At 61.4% G+C, this 17043-nt stretch carries 15 protein-coding genes and 1 pseudogene; 8 read left to right on the top strand and 8 right to left on the bottom strand.

The window, feature by feature from the left end; all coding sequences use genetic code 11:
* The first annotated feature begins 25 nt into the window (after nucleotides 1-25).
* Entirely contained in the window at nucleotides 26-682 is a 657-nt protein-coding gene (locus ABH922_RS01185; protein ID WP_424805192.1) for a hypothetical protein, read from the top strand.
* 118 nt (nucleotides 683-800) lie between these two features.
* Nucleotides 801-1784, top strand: a complete 984-nt coding sequence (locus ABH922_RS01180) for a linear amide C-N hydrolase (protein WP_424805191.1) — start codon at nucleotides 801-803, stop codon at nucleotides 1782-1784.
* A gap of 168 nt (nucleotides 1785-1952) precedes the next feature.
* On the opposite strand, the gene ABH922_RS01175 is transcribed toward ABH922_RS01180, so the two are convergent.
* Nucleotides 1953-3134 carry an MFS transporter gene (locus ABH922_RS01175; protein WP_424805190.1) on the bottom strand — a complete coding sequence of 394 codons (1182 nt, stop codon included), beginning with the start codon at nucleotides 3132-3134 and terminating at the stop codon, nucleotides 1953-1955.
* Nucleotides 3135-3275: 141 nt separating this feature from the next.
* On the opposite strand from ABH922_RS01175, the gene ABH922_RS01170 reads away from it, so the two are divergent.
* Complete coding sequence (locus ABH922_RS01170) at nucleotides 3276-3725, top strand: MarR family winged helix-turn-helix transcriptional regulator (RefSeq protein ID WP_424805189.1); 450 nt, start codon at nucleotides 3276-3278, stop codon at nucleotides 3723-3725.
* Here the strand turns inward: ABH922_RS01170 and ABH922_RS01165 are convergent, their stop codons facing one another.
* Nucleotides 3726-3911 (bottom strand): hypothetical protein, encoded by a 186-nt coding sequence (locus ABH922_RS01165; protein WP_424805188.1) that lies wholly within the window; start codon nucleotides 3909-3911, stop codon nucleotides 3726-3728.
* Between the two features lie 253 nt (nucleotides 3912-4164).
* On the opposite strand from ABH922_RS01165, the gene ABH922_RS01160 reads away from it, so the two are divergent.
* Nucleotides 4165-5196, top strand: a complete 1032-nt coding sequence (locus ABH922_RS01160; RefSeq protein ID WP_424805187.1) for a DUF5995 family protein — start codon at nucleotides 4165-4167, stop codon at nucleotides 5194-5196.
* Between the two features lie 65 nt (nucleotides 5197-5261).
* On the opposite strand, the gene thrS is transcribed toward ABH922_RS01160, so the two are convergent.
* Nucleotides 5262-6482, bottom strand: coding sequence for a threonine--tRNA ligase (thrS, locus tag ABH922_RS01155; RefSeq protein ID WP_424805186.1), 1221 nt, complete (start codon nucleotides 6480-6482; stop codon nucleotides 5262-5264).
* A 330-nt stretch (nucleotides 6483-6812) separates the two neighbouring features.
* Here thrS and ABH922_RS01150 point away from each other — a divergent pair, with 330 nt between their 5' ends.
* Complete coding sequence (locus ABH922_RS01150; RefSeq protein ID WP_424805185.1) at nucleotides 6813-8087, top strand: DUF445 domain-containing protein; 1275 nt, start codon at nucleotides 6813-6815, stop codon at nucleotides 8085-8087.
* 3 nt (nucleotides 8088-8090) lie between these two features.
* Nucleotides 8091-8927 (top strand): Abi-alpha family protein, encoded by an 837-nt coding sequence (locus ABH922_RS01145; RefSeq protein ID WP_424805184.1) that lies wholly within the window; start codon nucleotides 8091-8093, stop codon nucleotides 8925-8927.
* 326 nt (nucleotides 8928-9253) lie between these two features.
* Here ABH922_RS01145 and ABH922_RS01140 read toward each other — a convergent pair whose 3' ends face one another.
* Entirely contained in the window at nucleotides 9254-9796 is a 543-nt protein-coding gene (locus ABH922_RS01140) for a hypothetical protein (RefSeq protein ID WP_424805183.1), read from the bottom strand.
* 570 nt (nucleotides 9797-10366) lie between these two features.
* On the opposite strand from ABH922_RS01140, the gene ABH922_RS01135 reads away from it, so the two are divergent.
* Nucleotides 10367-11143, top strand: a complete 777-nt coding sequence (locus ABH922_RS01135) for a helix-turn-helix domain-containing protein (protein ID WP_424805182.1) — start codon at nucleotides 10367-10369, stop codon at nucleotides 11141-11143.
* Here ABH922_RS01135 and ABH922_RS01130 read toward each other — a convergent pair.
* Complete coding sequence (locus ABH922_RS01130; protein ID WP_424805181.1) at nucleotides 11140-11925, bottom strand: alpha/beta fold hydrolase; 786 nt, start codon at nucleotides 11923-11925, stop codon at nucleotides 11140-11142. The genes ABH922_RS01135 and ABH922_RS01130 overlap by 4 nt on opposite strands.
* A gap of 156 nt (nucleotides 11926-12081) precedes the next feature.
* Between ABH922_RS01130 and ABH922_RS01125 the strand changes: the two are divergent.
* Nucleotides 12082-12958: pseudogene (locus ABH922_RS01125) on the top strand (aldo/keto reductase).
* Between the two features lie 567 nt (nucleotides 12959-13525).
* On the opposite strand, the gene ABH922_RS01120 reads toward ABH922_RS01125, so the two are convergent.
* From ABH922_RS01120 to ABH922_RS01110, 3 genes are read right to left on the bottom strand one after another with little or no spacing between them, the layout of a single operon-like run.
* Entirely contained in the window at nucleotides 13526-15010 is a 1485-nt protein-coding gene (locus ABH922_RS01120; protein WP_424805180.1) for a carotenoid oxygenase family protein, read from the bottom strand.
* A 45-nt stretch (nucleotides 15011-15055) separates the two neighbouring features.
* Nucleotides 15056-15514, bottom strand: a complete 459-nt coding sequence (locus tag ABH922_RS01115; protein ID WP_424805179.1) for a PaaI family thioesterase — start codon at nucleotides 15512-15514, stop codon at nucleotides 15056-15058.
* 3 nt (nucleotides 15515-15517) lie between these two features.
* Nucleotides 15518-16975, bottom strand: a complete 1458-nt coding sequence (locus tag ABH922_RS01110; RefSeq protein WP_424809518.1) for a class I adenylate-forming enzyme family protein — start codon at nucleotides 16973-16975, stop codon at nucleotides 15518-15520.
* Between the last annotated feature and the right edge of the window lie 68 nt (nucleotides 16976-17043).

Here is a 17043-nt window from a genome sequence, read left to right as displayed (position 1 = left end):
CACCGTCTGGCCTGCGAGGTGACGAGTGAACTTCGAGGTTCCTTCCCCACGTAACGGTCTGCTGATCTCACCGACCCTGTCACGACAGTGCTGGGGATTCGCCGCAGGCTCGTCGTTGTTCGCGCTCGGCTCCGCCCCGGGATTCGCCTCCGTTGTCGGTGCCACAGGCACGAACATGGCATATTTCATCGGTGCGTGGTTCTTCACCGGTGCGGCTGCGATTCAGTTGGCGCTTGCCGGCCCGATGACGGGTACACGATCGGACCCGCCGATGATCAGGGCGGACTGGCTCGCCGCGGTCGTTCAATTCCTGGGGACTCTGTTGTTCAACATCAGCACCGGTGCGGCACTCCGCGCCCATTCCATCCCTGAGCAGAAGCACCTCGTGTGGACGCCCGACGCTGCCGGTTCAGTCGCGTTCTTGATCAGTGGAGTAGCAGCCGTCATCGGATTCACCCACGCGGCAAGGCTGTTCGAGCCGCAGTCACGGGAATGGTGGGCGGTGTGGATCAACCTGATCGGATGTGTCGCCTTCGGGGCATCCGCCGTCGGTGGGTTCGTCACCACCGCCGGTGCGACGGAGGACGCGATTCTCGCCAACTCGGGCACGTTCGTCGGTGCACTCTGCTTCGTGGCCGCGGCCCTGATCCTGTTACCGAGACGTCAGCACCCTCGTGGATGACCCGACAGAACACGGGCACCTAGGCCGTATCGACGAACCGGGAAGGATGTTCATCTGAAACGTCATTGAAGCTCAGCGACCGAAGTCTTGTTGCCGTACCGAACATGGAGAAGATTCAATGTGTACACGCATGGTTTATCTCGGACCTGACGACCATGTCATCACCGGACGTTCGATGGACTGGAAATACGATGTCGAAACCAACTTGTGGGCATTTCCGCGTGGTATGAAACGTGACGGTGCCGCGGGCGAGAATTCCATCGAGTGGACCTCGAAATTCGGCAGTGTCATCGCCGCGGCCTACGACATCTGCACCACGGACGGTTTCAACGAAGCCGGCTTGTCCACCAACCTGCTCTGGTTGGCGGAGTCCGAGTATCCGACTCCCGACACGTCGCGGGCCGGGCTGTCCATCGCGGCATGGGCTCAATATGTTCTCGACAATTTCGATACCGTGCAAAGGGCCGTCGACGCGCTTCGATCCGAGCCGTTCATTCTCGTCACCAGCGGTGTGCCCGGGCAGGATCGACTGGCCACGTTGCACATGTCGATCTCCGACGCGAGCGGCGACAGCGCGATCATCGAGTACGTGGATGGAAATCAGATGATCCACCACAGCCGTGACTATCAGGTGATGACCAATTCTCCGGTGTTCGACAAGCAACTCGCATTGAACGAATACTGGAAACAGATCAACGGGACGGTGATGTTGCCGGGCACCAATCGGGCGTCCGATCGTTTCGCCCGAGCGTCGTTCTACATCGACGCGATTCCGAAGTCCGACGACACCAAGGTCGCGGTGGCCAGTGTGTTCAGCGTGGTGCGGAACGTATCCGTTCCGTTCGGCATTTCCACCCCGGACGAGCCGAATATCTCCTCGACACGCTGGCGGACGGTCGCCGATCACAAGCATCTGCTGTATTTTTTCGAATCTGCATTGACGCCCAACACTTTCTGGGTCGACCTCACGAAGATCGACTTCACGGAGGGCGCGTCTGTTCTCAAGCTAGCCCTGGGCAGCGACGAGTCGAACACGTTCGCCGGGAATGCAACCGAGAACTTCGTTTCCGCTGATCCGTTCCGCTTCCTGGCGGTCGACTGAACCCGTAGTCAACGGTGTGTGATCCGCCGGGTCACACACCGTCACATCGCGAATCATCGGCTCGTCGCCATGCGCGGGTTGGACAGCAATCGAACCGGCGCCGATGTCGGCCGAACGAAGTTGCTCGACGGGACAGGCCGGGTTGCCCCGGCCTGTCCGCGACGGGAACTAACCGACCGACACCAATTCGGGTTCGGGCTTGCTCTCCGCACGCTCGACAATCGCGGCTCCGATCAGCACCGCCAGGCCGGCGAGGGTCACTCCCGCCCCCGTCCAGATCGGCGCGGTGAATCCGAGACCGGCGGCAATGGTGATGCCGCCGAGCCACGCACCGAAGGCGTTACCGACGTTGAACGCGGCAATGTTGGCACTGGAGGCCATGGTCGGCGCTGCCGACGCGTAGTTCATGATTCGTGTCTGCAATCCGGAAGCCGGCGCAAAACCGAAGGCCCCCATCAGGAAGAGGGAGATCACGGTCATCGCCTTACTCTCTGCGGTGGCGGCGAACACTACCAGCACGACGGTCAGAATCGCCAGAGCCCATACCAGCGTTGCAGTCAGCGCGCGGTCGGCGGCTTTGGCCCCGAGGATGTTTCCGACAAACAGTCCCGCGCCGAAGAGGACGAGTAACCATGGAACACTGGTCGCGGCGAAACCGGTGACTTCGGTGAGAGTGAATGCGATGAAAGTGAACGCACCGAACATTCCGCCCCAACCCAGAATCGTGATCACGATGGACAGCCAGACCTGCTTGTTGCGAAATGCACCCAACTCTCCGCGTAACCCGGAGGCGGACCTACCCGCATCCGTGACCGGGACGAGCGCGGCGATGCCGATCAGGGCGATTACGCCGATGCCGGTGATCGCCCAGAACGTGGACCGCCAGCCGAAGTGCTGGCCCAGCAGGGTGCCGAACGGTACGCCGAGAACGTTGGCAATCGTCAGTCCGACGAACATCATCGCGACGGCACTGGCGCGTTTGTTCGGCGCCACCATGCCTGCGGCCACGACCATCCCGATACCGAAGAACGCCCCGTGGCACAGCGCCGCCACGACTCGCCCACCCATCATGACCTCGTACGAGGGCGCGAGTGCTGACATCAGATTTCCGATGATGAACAACACCATGAGTGACAAGAGCACCTTCTTGCGCTCGAATCGCGTCACTGCGGCAGTCAGTAGAATCGCGCCGATTGCCACCGAAATGGCGTATCCCGAGATCAGGTAGCCCGCAACTGCTTCGGTCACCTCGAAATCGGTTGCGACTTCGGGCAGTAGCCCCATAATCACAAATTCGGTCAAACCGATGCCGAACCCTCCCATGGCGAGAGCGATGAGACCCAGTGGCATCTCGATGTTCCTTTCCGAAGTCATGCATAAGCCATTAGAAGGCGTATGCACTATTTGCATACGCGCTATAAATAGTTGCATGCGCTTGCTATATGCGCAAGCTGCTAACCTGGTCGGACGAGATCGACCGAGGAGAATCGCATGGGGATCGCCGACGACGCCGTCGAAATCCGCTCACAGGGATGGCGGACACTCGCCGCGCTGCACGGAGCCCTCGACACCGAACTCGAGCGCGCCCTTCAGCGCGAACACAAGCTGTCCGTCGTGGAATACACAGTTCTCGACGCGCTCGGCCGCCAAAACGGCTGGCACATGCGAATGGCCCAACTGGCCCGCGCCGCCGCACTGAGCAGCAGTGCCACCACTCGTCTGGTCAACCGCCTCGAAGACCGCGATCTACTGACACGAATCCTGTGCGCCGACGACCGCCGTGGCATCTATACCGAACTGACCACCGCCGGCCGAGAGCTTCTCGAAAGCGCACGCCCGACGCACGACGCGACCCTCGAAGCCGCACTTGACCAAGCCTGCAACACACCGGAACTAGCCCCGCTGGTGCGTGCCCTGCACGAACTCCCGGTCAACAGCTGATCATCCGGAGGCGCGGGTGACGTCCGCCACCGAACCCGACCACCAACTGGCCGATTGCTGCGTGCGACCACCATTGACCCGTCCGGTACCTGAGTCTCGATGAAACAGAACGCAACCCGGCGCATTCGCCTCTGCACGCACGCCGACGAGCTCACGAAGGTCCATCACCACATTCTTGCGTGTCAATTGTCCATATTGACCCATTTCCACAGTTGCGCTTGATGATCGACGAATCAGAGCAACTCGACGACCGCCGAGATTTCGAACCCGTCTACCGGCACGAGTAACGGGATACGGACGAGCATTCACATTGACATCACACGAAGACATCCGGTAGGAACGGGACTAGCGGAGCAGTAACCACCGATTCGACAATCCACGGATCCTTACCGGCGACGCCTCAACTGTCCGGAACTCTCGTCGCTGAAGGAACCGCGCCATGCGAATAATTCGATCAGCCACCCGCAGCATTGCGGTCATGGTGACGACGGCCGCGCTACTCACCGGGGGCGTCGCCGGTTCCGGGGCCGACCCTTCAGCGGCACCTCGGGTCGACGACTCGTTGGGTACGCAACTGATAGTGGGCGCTGCCGGGCTGGCACCGGTGCAGGCGCTGCTTCAGATCAGCCGAGAGTTGTTTCCCGACGGCGCCCCGTACCTTCCGTGGACATATCAGCTTCCGCCCGCCCCTGTTCCTCACACACCGGCACACGGAGTCTGCCCCGACGGCGCCGACCAGTGCATCACCGACACGATCATCGAGATGGAACGACGCATCGAGATCATGAAGCGCGACTGCGACGACAACGCCCCGCTGCTTCTGAGCTACCTGCACACCACCAAGGAGGAGCACTCCCTCGCTGCAGCGGGTGACGGATTCGGCGCCGACAAGGCGCATGTCAACGACTGGTCGACGTCGTACGCCCACCTGTATTTCACCGCGTACGACAACTACTACGTGAACGGCAGACCTGATCTCGTTCCCGAATCGTGGAAGCAGAACTTCCGTGCGTCCGACGATCACTCGCTGACCGTATTCGGCAACGTCGCCGCCGCTTACAACGCTCATATCACGCATGATCTGCCGATGGTGATCGCGCAGATGGGCGTCACTGCGCCGGACGGCCACTCCTACAAGCCGGCTCACGAGACGATCAACGCCCTGCTCGCCGAAGCGGAGAAGGGAACCGTCGAGGAGTTGGCTCGCACGTACGGCACCTCGGACCCGGCCCTGCAGGCCGCATTCGACAGCGAGCCCGGCACCGGCTTCACGTTCGGTCAGCTGATTCAGGTTTGGCGTGAATATGCTTGGCGGGCAGCAGAACAGCTCCTCCTCGCGCCGGACGACAACTCTCGCCGGAGCGTCGAACAACAGATCGACCGCACGTCGAACTTCCTCGGAGACGTCGTCCTGCGCCTGTTCGCTCGAACAGACACGGGACCACGGGTCGGCCGCTGTCCTTCCCAGTGAACTGTCCTTCCCAGTGAACTGTCCTTCCCAGTGAACTGTCTGCGCGCCGCGGCTGTTCACCGCTGTCACCACTTCCCCGGATGCAACACCCGGCCTGCGACTTCTGCCGAAACCTTCGCCACGAAGGCGTTCACGTCCACCACGAATCGCCGATTCAGCGACGGAACCAGAACATCCACGACGCCGTCGGCTGCTTCCTTGTCGCCGATCACCACGATGTACGGGTCTCGGTGGGCGCGGGCGGCGTGGATACGACGCCCCAGTGGACCGTCCCGATCCACCGACACGCGGACCGAACGCGCGTTCAGGTCTTTTCGTAGGTCTTCGGCACCAACCAGGTTCCGATCCCCCACAGGGAGAATCGACACCTGGTTGGGCGCCAACCACGGCGGCATCCGACCCTCGAACCTCTCGACGAGCAGTGCGGTCATCCGTTCCATCGACCCGAGGAGGCCACGGTGGATCATGACCGGGCAGGCCTTGGTTCCGTCCTCGGCGGTGAATTCGAGCCCGAACTGCCGGGGCTGGTTGAAATCGAGCTGCACGGTGGAGATGGTTTCCTCGCGCCGATGGGCGTCTCGCACCTGAACATCGATCTTCGGCCCGTAGAACGCCGCTTCCCCCGGCACTTCCACGAACGGGATCGATCGAGCTGCCAACGCCGGTCGCAACCGGTTCTCGGCATCGGACCACTCGTCGTCGGTTCCGAGATATCGACCGCCCGGCCCACGTACCGACAACCGGTACTCGTACTCGGTGATGCCCAGAATCGAGTAGCACCTCTCGATCGCATCAAGGGCGATGACGACCTCGGACTGCACCTGCTCTGCAGTGCAGAAGACATGTGCATCGTCGAGTGCTATCTGCCTGACTCGATTCAATCCGTTCAAGACACCGGACAGTTCGCTGCGAAACATCGAACCCAGTTCTCGTACCCGGAACGGCAATTCCCGATAGCTGCGTCCGCGTGCCGAGAAGATCTGAGCATGATGTGGACAATTGGCCGGTCGTAACAGAAACGATTCACCTCCGACCCACATCTCGGGATACATGTTTTCGGAGAACTTCGACCAGTGCCCGGACTTCTCGAACAGTTCTTTCTTGGCGAGCACCGGGGTATACACCCCGCGGCATCCGGATTCGGCAGCTACTTCGGCAGCGAATTTCTCCAATTCGGACCGGATCACTGCCCCGTCCGGTAGCCACAACGGCAGTCCGGCTCCGACGACGGGAGTGGTGGTGAACAGGTCCAGTTCACGCCCGATTTCACGATGATCGATATTCATGACAGTGCTCCGTTTCGAGAATCACGGGAGCCTGAGCGCGCGGCGGATACAACAATGCCTCGGGCGTCGACTCCCGAGGCGAATGAGGTTCGGTCAGCTGTTGCTAATCGATGCGCCGGAAGTAAACCGGCGTCGTCGCGTAGTGCGCAATACTGACCATGTACAAGAGGTTACATCAACTCGAGAACCGACATACGTATCGATTTGACGGGGCTCTATGCTGACGCAACCGGGAAACACCGAGCACGAACAGGTAACGCCCGTACAGGTCGAGTGTCGGAGATTCGTGTCCGAACATGAAGCTCTCGGATATCAGGAGGATGCTCAACGGTGCCGGACCATTTGCTCGAGCAACTGATCACCATTCCGTTGTTCACCGGAATCATCGGCTACATCACAAACTGGACAGGTGTCCTGATGCTGTTCTCGCCGATCAAGTTTCACGGCGTGCGGGTACCGGGACTGAAATTCCTCTTCCCGTTCCTGCCTCGCCGAGTGCAGGTGATACCCGCCATCACCAGCGACGGCCGATTCGGCTGGCAAGGCATAGTGCCGTCGAGAGCCGAGAAGATGGCATCGATCGCCGTCGACAAGTCATTGGCCAAAGTCGGCAGCATCGCCGACTTCTATCGCGTTCTCGATCCTGACACCATTGCCGAACACCTGGTCACCATCTCCCGTAGCGAAGTGCGCGGCGTCGTCACCAGAATCATGGAGGCCGAGAACCCCCAGCTCTGGTACAACCTACCGAGTTCCGTACGAGAAGCCGTCTTCCGCAAGGTGGAGGACGATCTACCCGCAAGCGTCCGTACCATCACCGATCGAATCGAAGAGAATATCGACGAGTTCATCGACGCCAAGTTGATGGTCATCCGATATCTGTCCTCGCACCCGAAACTCCTCAACGACATCTTTCGGACCATGGGGTCCAAAGAGCTTCGTTTCATGCAGAACTTCGGTTTCTACTTCGGATACCCGATGGGTTTCGTCCTGGTCGCCATACTTCACTTCGTCCCACAGTGGTGGATATTGCCCATCGGCGGAGTCGTCATCGGCTATATCGTCAACTATCTCGGGATCAAGATGATCTTCGAGCCCGTCGAACCCAGCCGCTGGGTTCCCTGGCGGCAAGGCCTGTTTCTCAAACGACGCTCCGAAATCATCACCGGCTATGCCAAGACGCTGGCCGACCATGTGGTGACACTGGAGAACATCGGCACCGAGCTACTCGAAGGCCCCCGATCGGACCGCACTCGCCGCATGCTCGATCAAGTGCTGCGCGAATCGGTCGACGACGCGGCCGGCTGGGCAAGATCCGTCGTGAAGATGACCGTCGGATCGCAAAGCTACAAGCGACTGCCCGCCCTGGCCACGACCGAAGTCCTCGATCTGGTTCCACGGGTATTCGAAGACGCGGAATTCGCCGAAACCCAGTCCGAGAAAATCCGCGTCTTCGTCACCGCACAGATGAACAAACTGTCCGCGGAGGACTTCAGTGAGCTTCTGAGATCCGCGGTCAAGCAAGACGAGTGGCTGTTGTTCGTACACGGGGCCGTACTCGGTTCCTTTGCCGGTTTTCTGCATCTCGCGATATTCGGAGTCTGAGATATGAGTGAGCACGATCATCGAGTACACGTCGTCGACGAAGAGCGGTCGTGGGATACCGCCGATTCCAACGACGAATCCGTGGAGAAAAGACTCATCCGAAGCCTCGTGGGATTGACCGCGACAACGACGATGACGTCGTTGAAGCTGACCGGTTGGGCGTACGGAACGGCCAAGAAGGCGACCCGTCAGATGGCGGCCGTCGCCACCGAAGCCGTCACCGAAGCAGCCGAGGCCGCGGGTCGACAGTCGGACGAGTTGTGGTCGGTGTCATCGAATTCGACTGGAACACGATCGGACAACCCGCGCCTTTCGCGCCGGACGCGACCTACCCGAAAGCAGAGCGCGGAGGCGATGCTCGCCGCCTTGCGCCTGCGAGGCGACCAGCTCCTCGACCGGTCGGCGGACGTGACCGACAGCGACGACCTACATCCGGCCTACGATCGAATTCTCGATGAAATAGCACCGGACGAAGCCCGAATCCTGCGACTGCTCGCGGTGTCCGGCGCTCAGCCGAGTGTGGATGTCAGAACAGCTCGCCCCTTCGGAGTCGGTTCGGAGATGATCGACGAGGGTCTGTCGATGATCGGCGAACTTGCCGGTTGCAGGCATCTCGATCGCACCCGCGCGTATCTGAACAATCTGCACCGACTCGGACTGGTCGCATTCTCGCGGGAGCCTGTCGAGGCGGACAGGTATCAGGTAATCGAGGTTCAACCGGCGGTGATCGACGCGCTGAACCGGGCCGGACGCTCCAACAAGATCGTGCGACGCAGCATTCATCTGACACCGTTCGGGGAAGACTTCAGCCATACCTGCTTCTCGTTGCCCAGTACCTAGGACTCGGCCCTCTCGGCGGCGGACGCGAACCCACTCTCGTGTGCCGCTCACCGGCCGGCGGCAATCGCGGTGGAGGTCCGATCCAGCCAGTGCGATGTCAGGTCTTCAAGGCGGCCGCCGGTTCCAGGCAGTCGACGTCATCGGCTCCGACCCGATGCACCAGCCGGGCATTGACGCAGGGTTGCCGGACCTGGGGCGACAGTATCGCCGCTGCGGTCGGCGACGGGGGCCGTGTCGGCGCGCGACCGCGAGATCGACTGACGAGAATTTTCGCTCCACGCAGCCTCGCGGCGATCAGGCCAATTCCCGATCGCCAGGCCCCGTCCTCACGCCCAGACCGACGTCGAACGACCCTTCTCGTATGCAGCCGTGGAATCGAGTAGATCGACGATCGCCATCAGCTGCGACGCGGTGAGCCGTTCGCCGCTTCCGCTCATCCGCTCGAACATGTCTGCTTCGCGGAACAATTTCTCGACCTCGCGTTGCTTCACACCCGGGTGCGCGGCGTCGATACCGTAGCGCTGCTGTACTTCCGCACCGATACGCCTGGCCGCGTCGTTGGCCAGTTGTGACGAACTCTGCCAACCACAGGCGAGCTGCCAGCTGTCGGCAATTCGAGCGTGGTCGGCAAGCTGCCACCATCGGTCGGTCAACGTAGGACGCAGCCCCGCCTCGGCAGCGGATCTTTCCGCAGTCAGCCGTTGACGCAACTCGCTCGCTTCTCGATACCCACGTTCTTCCGCGTCTTGGATCCGCTGCTCACGGGCGAGGGACGTTCGTTCGGCGAGTCGTGTCGCAACCTCGAGACCCAACCGAAAGCGTCGACTCACCGCGAGGTTCGCTTCGCCGTATCCGCGGGCCTCTGTCATGGTGACCTCCTTCGTGGTCGAGTGAATGCAGCCCTGAGCTGTCCAGGGGTGCACAACATGCGAATCCGAACGAATCTTCGCCAACAGTATTGGAATACAACAGCATTGATCACCGAATAGGAGACTTCACCGAAGCCTGCCGTACGCGAGAAATGTCCGACTTCGACCTTACCTCGACGTGATCTGGACTACGGTTCGGGTGTCGAATCTCGATTCCTTCGACCATATCTCCTGAAATACGATGCCAGAACACCGCACGCACAACAGTCGAAGGTTTGCCAGGAGCAGACAGGCGAAGAACTCGCGTGGAATTATCGGTGGCACCATCCACTCGGCTTCGGAGTCAGGGCACGTCGAACCACCGTGGAGACAGCGGCGTCCTGATGACGGCGCCCGCAATCCGATACCGCATACGACCCCCTGATCGTCGCCGACAGTCGTTCTCTGAGCACATCCTCACACGGCATGGACGAGGAATGCAGCCTCCGAGCAACTACTGAAGAGTAGTCGCTCGAACGACTAGCGCACACCGGACCATATGATGTAAGGAATCAACCGGTAGGGGTCCAGATGGAAGCACATCCACCTACTCTCGGCGAGTTCGTACGATCGCTACGAAAGCACGGACTTCGCGAGAAACGGGGAGGCTTGACGCGTGACGAACTGGCACGCGAGATGCACACCAGTTCTGCATACGTCGCGAAACTCGAATCCGGGCGCGGGAAATCGCCCGGTGTCAGTGTTCTGGATTCCATCGCGAAGGTATTCGCCCTGACGCCGGCCGAAACCCTGCACCTGTACAACTTGGCCAGACAGACACCCACCGAACGCGAAATACATCAGTCACCTGCGACCGATCCCCTCGCCACCGCCCAAGACGCGACCGCGTTGGAGGCCCTCGCTCCGCATGCGGCCGCCTATCTCGACGAACGGTGGAACTTGATCACGTGCAACAGCACGTACGATCACGTGTTTCCCGGTCTGGTAGCTGACGGAAACGTACTGAGGTGGTTCTTCACCGGGCCTACCTCACGCCAAGTCATGGTCGATTGGGAAGCCGAAGCGCAACTGACTGTCGGCTGGTTTCGAGCATTGATGGGTCGGTACTACGACGAGGCCTGGGCTCTGTCGTTGCTGGAGCAGCTGAGTTTGTCCGACGACTTCCTCGACTTCTGGAAGGCAGGCAACGTGACCTTCGGCCGCGAGGATCCGATCATGAGGGTCCGCGATCGCAACTCCGAGCTGGTGACCCACTTCCACGTACAGGTCACCTCGCAACTCAGTGCCAGGAACGAGCCGGTGCAGTTTTTCCTCGGAACTCGGATCGTTTCTGCGGATGCGGGCTAACGCTCCGAAAGAAATGCAGACAGAAGCTCGTTGACCGGTTCCGGATGCGTCAGGTTCGCCCCATGCCCGGCACCGGGCACTTCGACGATTCCCCGAGATCCGGGTAGACCGGCGCTGAGCAATTCCGTTTCCGGCCGGCCGAACGACTGGTCGAGTTCGCCGCGCACGATGACGGCCGGACATGAAATCTCGCCGAGACGAGAGACGACGGAATCGCGTGCGATCAGACACCGGGACGCGGCATCGATCCGGGAACGATCACTGGACAACCACTTCGCGATCCACGGAGCCTGATCTTCCTCGGTGCCACCGATGAGGTTGGGAGCCAAGGATCGCGCTACCGGCTCCAGTGGAGCGTCGCCCATCCAGTACGAGAACAGCCCCTCGTATTCGGCGGCGGCTTCGGCAGTGCAATCCAACGCCGTGGTGCCCATCAACACAAGGGCGTCCACGCGCTCCGGCGCGATCAGCGCGGTTCGAAGTGCGGTGAAGCCACCTTGCGACATTCCTCCGATCACGGCGGAATCGACGCCGGCGCCGTCCATGACGGCCAACAGATCCTGTGCCTGATCCCAGTAGGTGAACTGCCTGGAGTCGGTCGTGGTGGTGGCACCGTGCCCCCGCGAGTCCCACGCGATGATGCGGGCAACCGCCGTCAGCGCCCGCTGGGGAGCGAACATCTCGTTGTCCATCAGGAAACCGTGAGTGAGGACCAGAACCGGACCGTCGCCGCCGGTGTCCGTGTAATTGATCCGGGCGGAGTCCGTTTGTACGAATGGCATGAATGCTCCCCTTGTGTGACGCGCCGATACGTGACCACTCAATCATGTCGACGGCACGGATGTCCTACGGGGAATTCACGACGAGTGCCGGGCTCGCATTCACGTCACACTGGTATCGGACAAACCTCGACCGACGAACAAGGAGCTGCTTCACCGATGGGCGTTGCAACAGTCACATTGAATTCCGGAGCCGAAATTCCGCAACTCGGGCTGGGGGTTTGGCAAGCCACGAACGAGGAGGTCGAAAAGATCGTCGCGTACGCGATCGGAAGTGCCGAGTACCGGCACGTCGACACCGCCGCCGCTATACGGCAACGAGGAGGGGGTCGGACGCGGACTCCGGGCGTCTGGCATACCTCGTGAAGAAGTGTTCGTGACCACCAAACTCCGTAACCAGGATCAAGGCTACAAGCAGTCACTCGCCGCATTCGACACCAGTGTGGACAGGCTCGGGCTCGACTACGTCGACCTGTACCTCATCCATTGGCCACTGCACGATCGTGATCGCATCCTGCGGACCTGGGAGGCCGTCACGCAGATCGCCGAGTCCGGGCGAGCCAAATCCGTCGGCGTCTGCAATTTCGAGCCCCATCACCTGCAATGGCTGATCGACGCAGGTGCCCAGCTTCCTTCCGTCAACCAGGTGGAACTGCACCCGAATCTGCCACAGCACGAGATCCGGGCGTTCTCCGGATCACTCGGAATCGCCGTCGAATCGTGGAGTCCACTCGGCGGCACCGACAATTCCGGCTGGGGGCCTCAGTCCAAACCCAATACCTTGTTGACCGACCCGGTCATATCGACGATTGCCGCCCGACATCGAAAGTCACCCGCGCAGGTATTGATCCGGTGGCATCTGCAGTCCGGACTCGTCGTCATTCCCAAGTCGGTTCGCCCCGAACGTGTACGTCAGAACATCGACGTCTTCGCCTTCGAACTGTCTGCGGGCGACCTGGCAGACATCGCCGGACTCGACAACGGCACTCGGGTCGGGCTGCATCCCGATGTCATGAACTTCGGCTCTCCGGACTGATCGAACGACTCGGAGTGCTCGCGGTGGGAGGGAACCGGTACACCCAGGCCTTCCTCCCACCGCGGACGGTGTGCGGGAAACGTCTTCACGACGAGACCGTGCACGTCGACGCACGTCGACCAGGCGCTTGCTGCCTCGCGCCGGAACTTCAAGGCGATGTCGATCAACTGATCGTCCTGCCCTCGCACCGACTTGCGCTTTCCGGCTCGCGCCAACAGCTCTGCTCGACGCCGGCACCGCCGCAACACAGGCGCGCGGCCTGGACGCCGCGAACTTTCCGGCACCCTGCGTGCTCGCCATCGGCGGTTGTCTCGCCGTCGATACCCACGGCGCCGCCGTGCCTGCCGGGGGTGAAGCCCACATGCCGAGGCAGACCTGCCGACGTCCGTTGCTGCGGAATGGATCAAGAGTCCGATCTCGAAATTCACTCCGCAGGGCCACCGACCATCTCCGTGATGCGCCCCCGCCCCGGTCGGGCCGACGCAATCTTCGTTCGCTCGTTTCGGACGCACGAGCGAGGTCCGAGGGACGGCCGCTGGATTCCCCCTCGCCGATCGAATGCCGAAATCAGCGTCCCGCACCCTCCGCCAGCTGATCGCTACGAATCCAGGTCGCATGAAATCCGGATGGAACTCTTTGCGGTAGAAGAACTCTGGCGATCGGCCCATCGGCAAGATTCTCCGCGTCGAAGATATCGATCTCGCCGCGATCCTCGGCCTCGTCGTTGACGAAGCAGACGAGGTAGCCGTCGGTCTCACTCGTCGATCCGTCGCGGGCGGCGAAGGGCGCCTCCGCCCCCCACCGTCCCTTGCCGAACTTGTGTTCTTCCTTGTTTCCGGTCAGCGAGTCGAATCGCACGAGACCGTCGAAGAGGAGTGTCGGCTCGTTACCGAGACTCATGTTGTACGAGTATCGGTGTGAACGGCCCATGATTCGCGAGTCGATACTCGGGAACTCGATGTTGGCGTCGTCGAGGGCGTACTCCGTCGTTTTTCCGGTACGGAGGTTGAACTTGTAGCGGTACAGCTGCGCATCGAGGCGCATGTACGCGAGCATGTTCGAGAGCGGATGCTCGAACGTGGACTGATGCTGCGGGTTCTTGACACGACATGCGTCCATGATGATCTCGTCGCCCTCTTCCCAGGAGTTGACGACGTGGTAGATGTAGCAGGGCTTCGCTTCGAACCACTTCACGTCCTGTCCGGTTCCGTGACGCGGGATGACGGCGAAGCGGGACTGCAGTTCGCGGTCGTAGAAGATGCGGTACTTACCTGCCCGGCGCGCATCCTGATCCTGGACCAGCGGAAGATCCATGAGCACCGAATAGTTTTCGGTGATCGCGATGTCGTGCGGCAATCGAGGCCCGGGCAAATCCACCTGGGTGACATGGCTCTGGGTGCCGTCCGCGCCGATGATGCCGTAACGCAGATAGTCCATGTCGGGGCCGTAGTCGAACCAGATGAGCTCGCCCGTCTCCTCGTCGACCTTCGGGTGCGCCATCATGTCACCGGCGAAGGTTCCGAGGAAGTCCTGGGCGCCGATGGTATCCAACGACAACGGATCGACCCCGTACGGCGAGCCGCACAGGTACCACGTCGCGAGTACTTGGCCACGGTGATAGATGACGTCGGTGTTGGCGCCGTCCTTGATCCCGAGCCCGTGACCGTTCCCGAAGGGGTTGTCCTTCGGATTCTCCATCAAACCGGTCCAGAGAGATCTACCGGCTTCGGTTTCGCGCTCGAATGCCTCGGTCCGGACATAACGATTGCGGTAGCGAACCTTGCCGTTCTCGAAATGGGCGGCATGGATCATGCCGTCGCCGTCGAACATGTGGTAGCGGCCGGGCGCGGCGAATCGGCGGTTCGGACCGTTGCGGAGGTAGACGCCGTTGAGATCTTTCGGGATCTCGCCGATCACAGTCAGATCGTCGAGCGTCAATTCGTTCTCCACCGGCGCGAATACCCCGAGGAGATAAGGGTTCTCCACACTGTTGTCGACAGGTGCGGCAACAGCGATCGGAGCTCCGGACGCAGGCGATTGGGCTTTCGTCATCGTAGTTTCCTTTCGGGTATTCGTTCATGCGCCGGTAAGGGCTGCTCAGGGCGCAATCACAAGTTGGGTGCATCGAAACAGCGCGATAGTGCGCCCGGTGTCGTCGTGAACGGTTGCATCCCAGATCTGGGTGCGTCGCCCGTGATGAACTCGTGTTGCCGTGGCGCTCACCCGGCCGGAGCGCGCCGTGCCGACGTAGTTGGTCTTGATCTCGACTGTCGTGTAGGAGGCGCCCTCGGGAAGCGCGAGTCTGGTTCCGATCCCGCACGCGGTATCTGCCAACGTGACCACACTCGCAGCGTGCAGGTATCCGTTGGGTGCGAGCAGTTCTTCCCGAACTGTCAACTCCGCGAGCACAGTCCGGTCGTCGGCTTCGAGAACCCGCATTCCGAGCAAGCCCGGCAACCGACCTTCCAGCATCGTGTTCAGCTCGTCCACGAGCGGGCGATCCTTACCGGTCGGGGTCGCTTTGGGCCCGGCAACCGGGGGTGTACTGCGGCTCATCGTTCAGCCGTTCTGCGTGATCTCGACGCGCAGTTCTCGGCGCTGCAGTTTTCCGACCGGGTTGCGCGGCAGATGATCGCGGGTGACCAGCTTCTCGGGAAGCTTGAACGAGGCGACGTCCTTTTCTCGGAGGAACCCCACCAGCTCGCCCAGTGAGACGGTGGCGTCGGTCGCCGGAACAACTATGGCACAGCACTTCTCGCCGAGAACCTCGTCGTCGTAACCGACTACCGCGACGTCGGAGACGGCAGGATGCTCGATCAAGAGCCCTTCGATCTCGGCTGGTGCGATGTTCATCCCGCCTCGAATGATGATTTCCTTGCTGCGGTCGACGAATTTCAAATACTCGCCCGATTCACCACACAGCTCGAACACGTCACCGCTGCAGAGGTATCCGTCGTCGTCGAAGGGGCTCGCCTGCGCAGTTCCGTCCAGGTACCCGGCGAACACCGTCGGCCCTGCGAGCCTGAGTTCACCACGTCCGCCGATTTCGGTGACGACCTCGCCGGTCACGACGTCGACCAGACGCACCGACGTTCGTCCCGCGACCGGGGTCGCCCAGGCTTTCCCGGTCGCACCGTAGTTCGGCAGGTACTCGGCCCGGATCATGGGGTCCGGGGTATCCGACGGCGCTCCGAGCAGACAGACGCCCTCGTTCGACCCGAAGAAGTTGAGCACCTCGATACCGCGATCGTTCTGCCAGTCCCGCACCACGCTCGGAGGCAGCGGGGCACCACCTGATCCCACGGTCCGCAAGGTGGTCAGGTCGAAGGACGACAGAAGCCCCGGATTCTGCAGCAGCATTCCGAGAATCGCCGGCGGCATGCTGCTGTGCGTGACCCCGTGCCGCTGAATCTGGTCGAGATAGACGGGCAAGTCGAGCGGATGATGCTGAACCAGATGGGACCCGCTCAACAACCACGGAAGGAGCGAGGTCGCGAATCCCGCCATGTTCACCATCGGGAACGGGCCGAGCATGACCGAGTCCGACTGCGTTCCGAGCCCGTCCTGGGCAACCTGACCGATCGCCAACCAGTCACCGTGGCACCGGGGAACGCCCTTCGGGGCAGCTTCGGTGCCACTGGTCCAGCAGATCGTGATGCAGTCGTTGACAGTTCGTTCGATGGATCGGTAGGAACGCCGAACCGACTCGACCTGATCGCCGGACGGTGCCACCGCGTCCAAGGGGATTCCGGCAGGCTCGTCGGTTGATCCGAACGTGAAGACGGACCGCAGTGAATCGGACTTCTCGATCAAGCCGAGAGCTTCCTCGTGCGGGGTCCGCTCGTGCAGTCTCGTCGACGTGATCACGGCAACCGCTTGGGAGGATTCCACGATCCGGCTCAGCTCGTGGGTTCGATACGACGCGGGCATGGGGGCCGCGATCGCTCCGAGTCGCCACAGCGCGAAGTAGGTCGCGGTCAACGCAACGGAGTTGGGCAGCAGGACCGCAACCCACATCACCTGGCCGAACTCCGTTGATAGAGAGGGTTGTTGCGATCTCGTCGACGTTCGTGTCGAGTTCCTGC

Source organism: Rhodococcus sp. 27YEA15 (assembly GCF_049739425.1).
Taxonomy (GTDB): domain Bacteria; phylum Actinomycetota; class Actinomycetes; order Mycobacteriales; family Mycobacteriaceae; genus Rhodococcus_F.
This window is presented reverse-complemented; position numbering and strand designations above follow the sequence as displayed.

Coding starts and splice junctions, on each gene's coding strand:
- ABH922_RS01180 (WP_424805191.1), top strand. CDS start 801: ATGTGTACACGCATGGTTTATCTCGGACCTGACGACCATGTCATCACC.
- ABH922_RS01175 (WP_424805190.1), bottom strand. CDS start 3,134: ATGCCACTGGGTCTCATCGCTCTCGCCATGGGAGGGTTCGGCATCGGT.
- ABH922_RS01170 (WP_424805189.1), top strand. CDS start 3,276: ATGGGGATCGCCGACGACGCCGTCGAAATCCGCTCACAGGGATGGCGG.
- ABH922_RS01160 (WP_424805187.1), top strand. CDS start 4,165: ATGCGAATAATTCGATCAGCCACCCGCAGCATTGCGGTCATGGTGACG.
- thrS (WP_424805186.1), bottom strand. CDS start 6,482: ATGAATATCGATCATCGTGAAATCGGGCGTGAACTGGACCTGTTCACC.
- ABH922_RS01145 (WP_424805184.1), top strand. CDS start 8,091: ATGAGTGAGCACGATCATCGAGTACACGTCGTCGACGAAGAGCGGTCG.
- ABH922_RS01140 (WP_424805183.1), bottom strand. CDS start 9,796: ATGACAGAGGCCCGCGGATACGGCGAAGCGAACCTCGCGGTGAGTCGA.
- ABH922_RS01135 (WP_424805182.1), top strand. CDS start 10,367: ATGGAAGCACATCCACCTACTCTCGGCGAGTTCGTACGATCGCTACGA.
- ABH922_RS01130 (WP_424805181.1), bottom strand. CDS start 11,925: ATGCCATTCGTACAAACGGACTCCGCCCGGATCAATTACACGGACACC.
- ABH922_RS01120 (WP_424805180.1), bottom strand. CDS start 15,010: ATGACGAAAGCCCAATCGCCTGCGTCCGGAGCTCCGATCGCTGTTGCC.
- ABH922_RS01115 (WP_424805179.1), bottom strand. CDS start 15,514: ATGAGCCGCAGTACACCCCCGGTTGCCGGGCCCAAAGCGACCCCGACC.
- ABH922_RS01110 (WP_424809518.1), bottom strand. CDS start 16,975: ATGTGGGTTGCGGTCCTGCTGCCCAACTCCGTTGCGTTGACCGCGACC.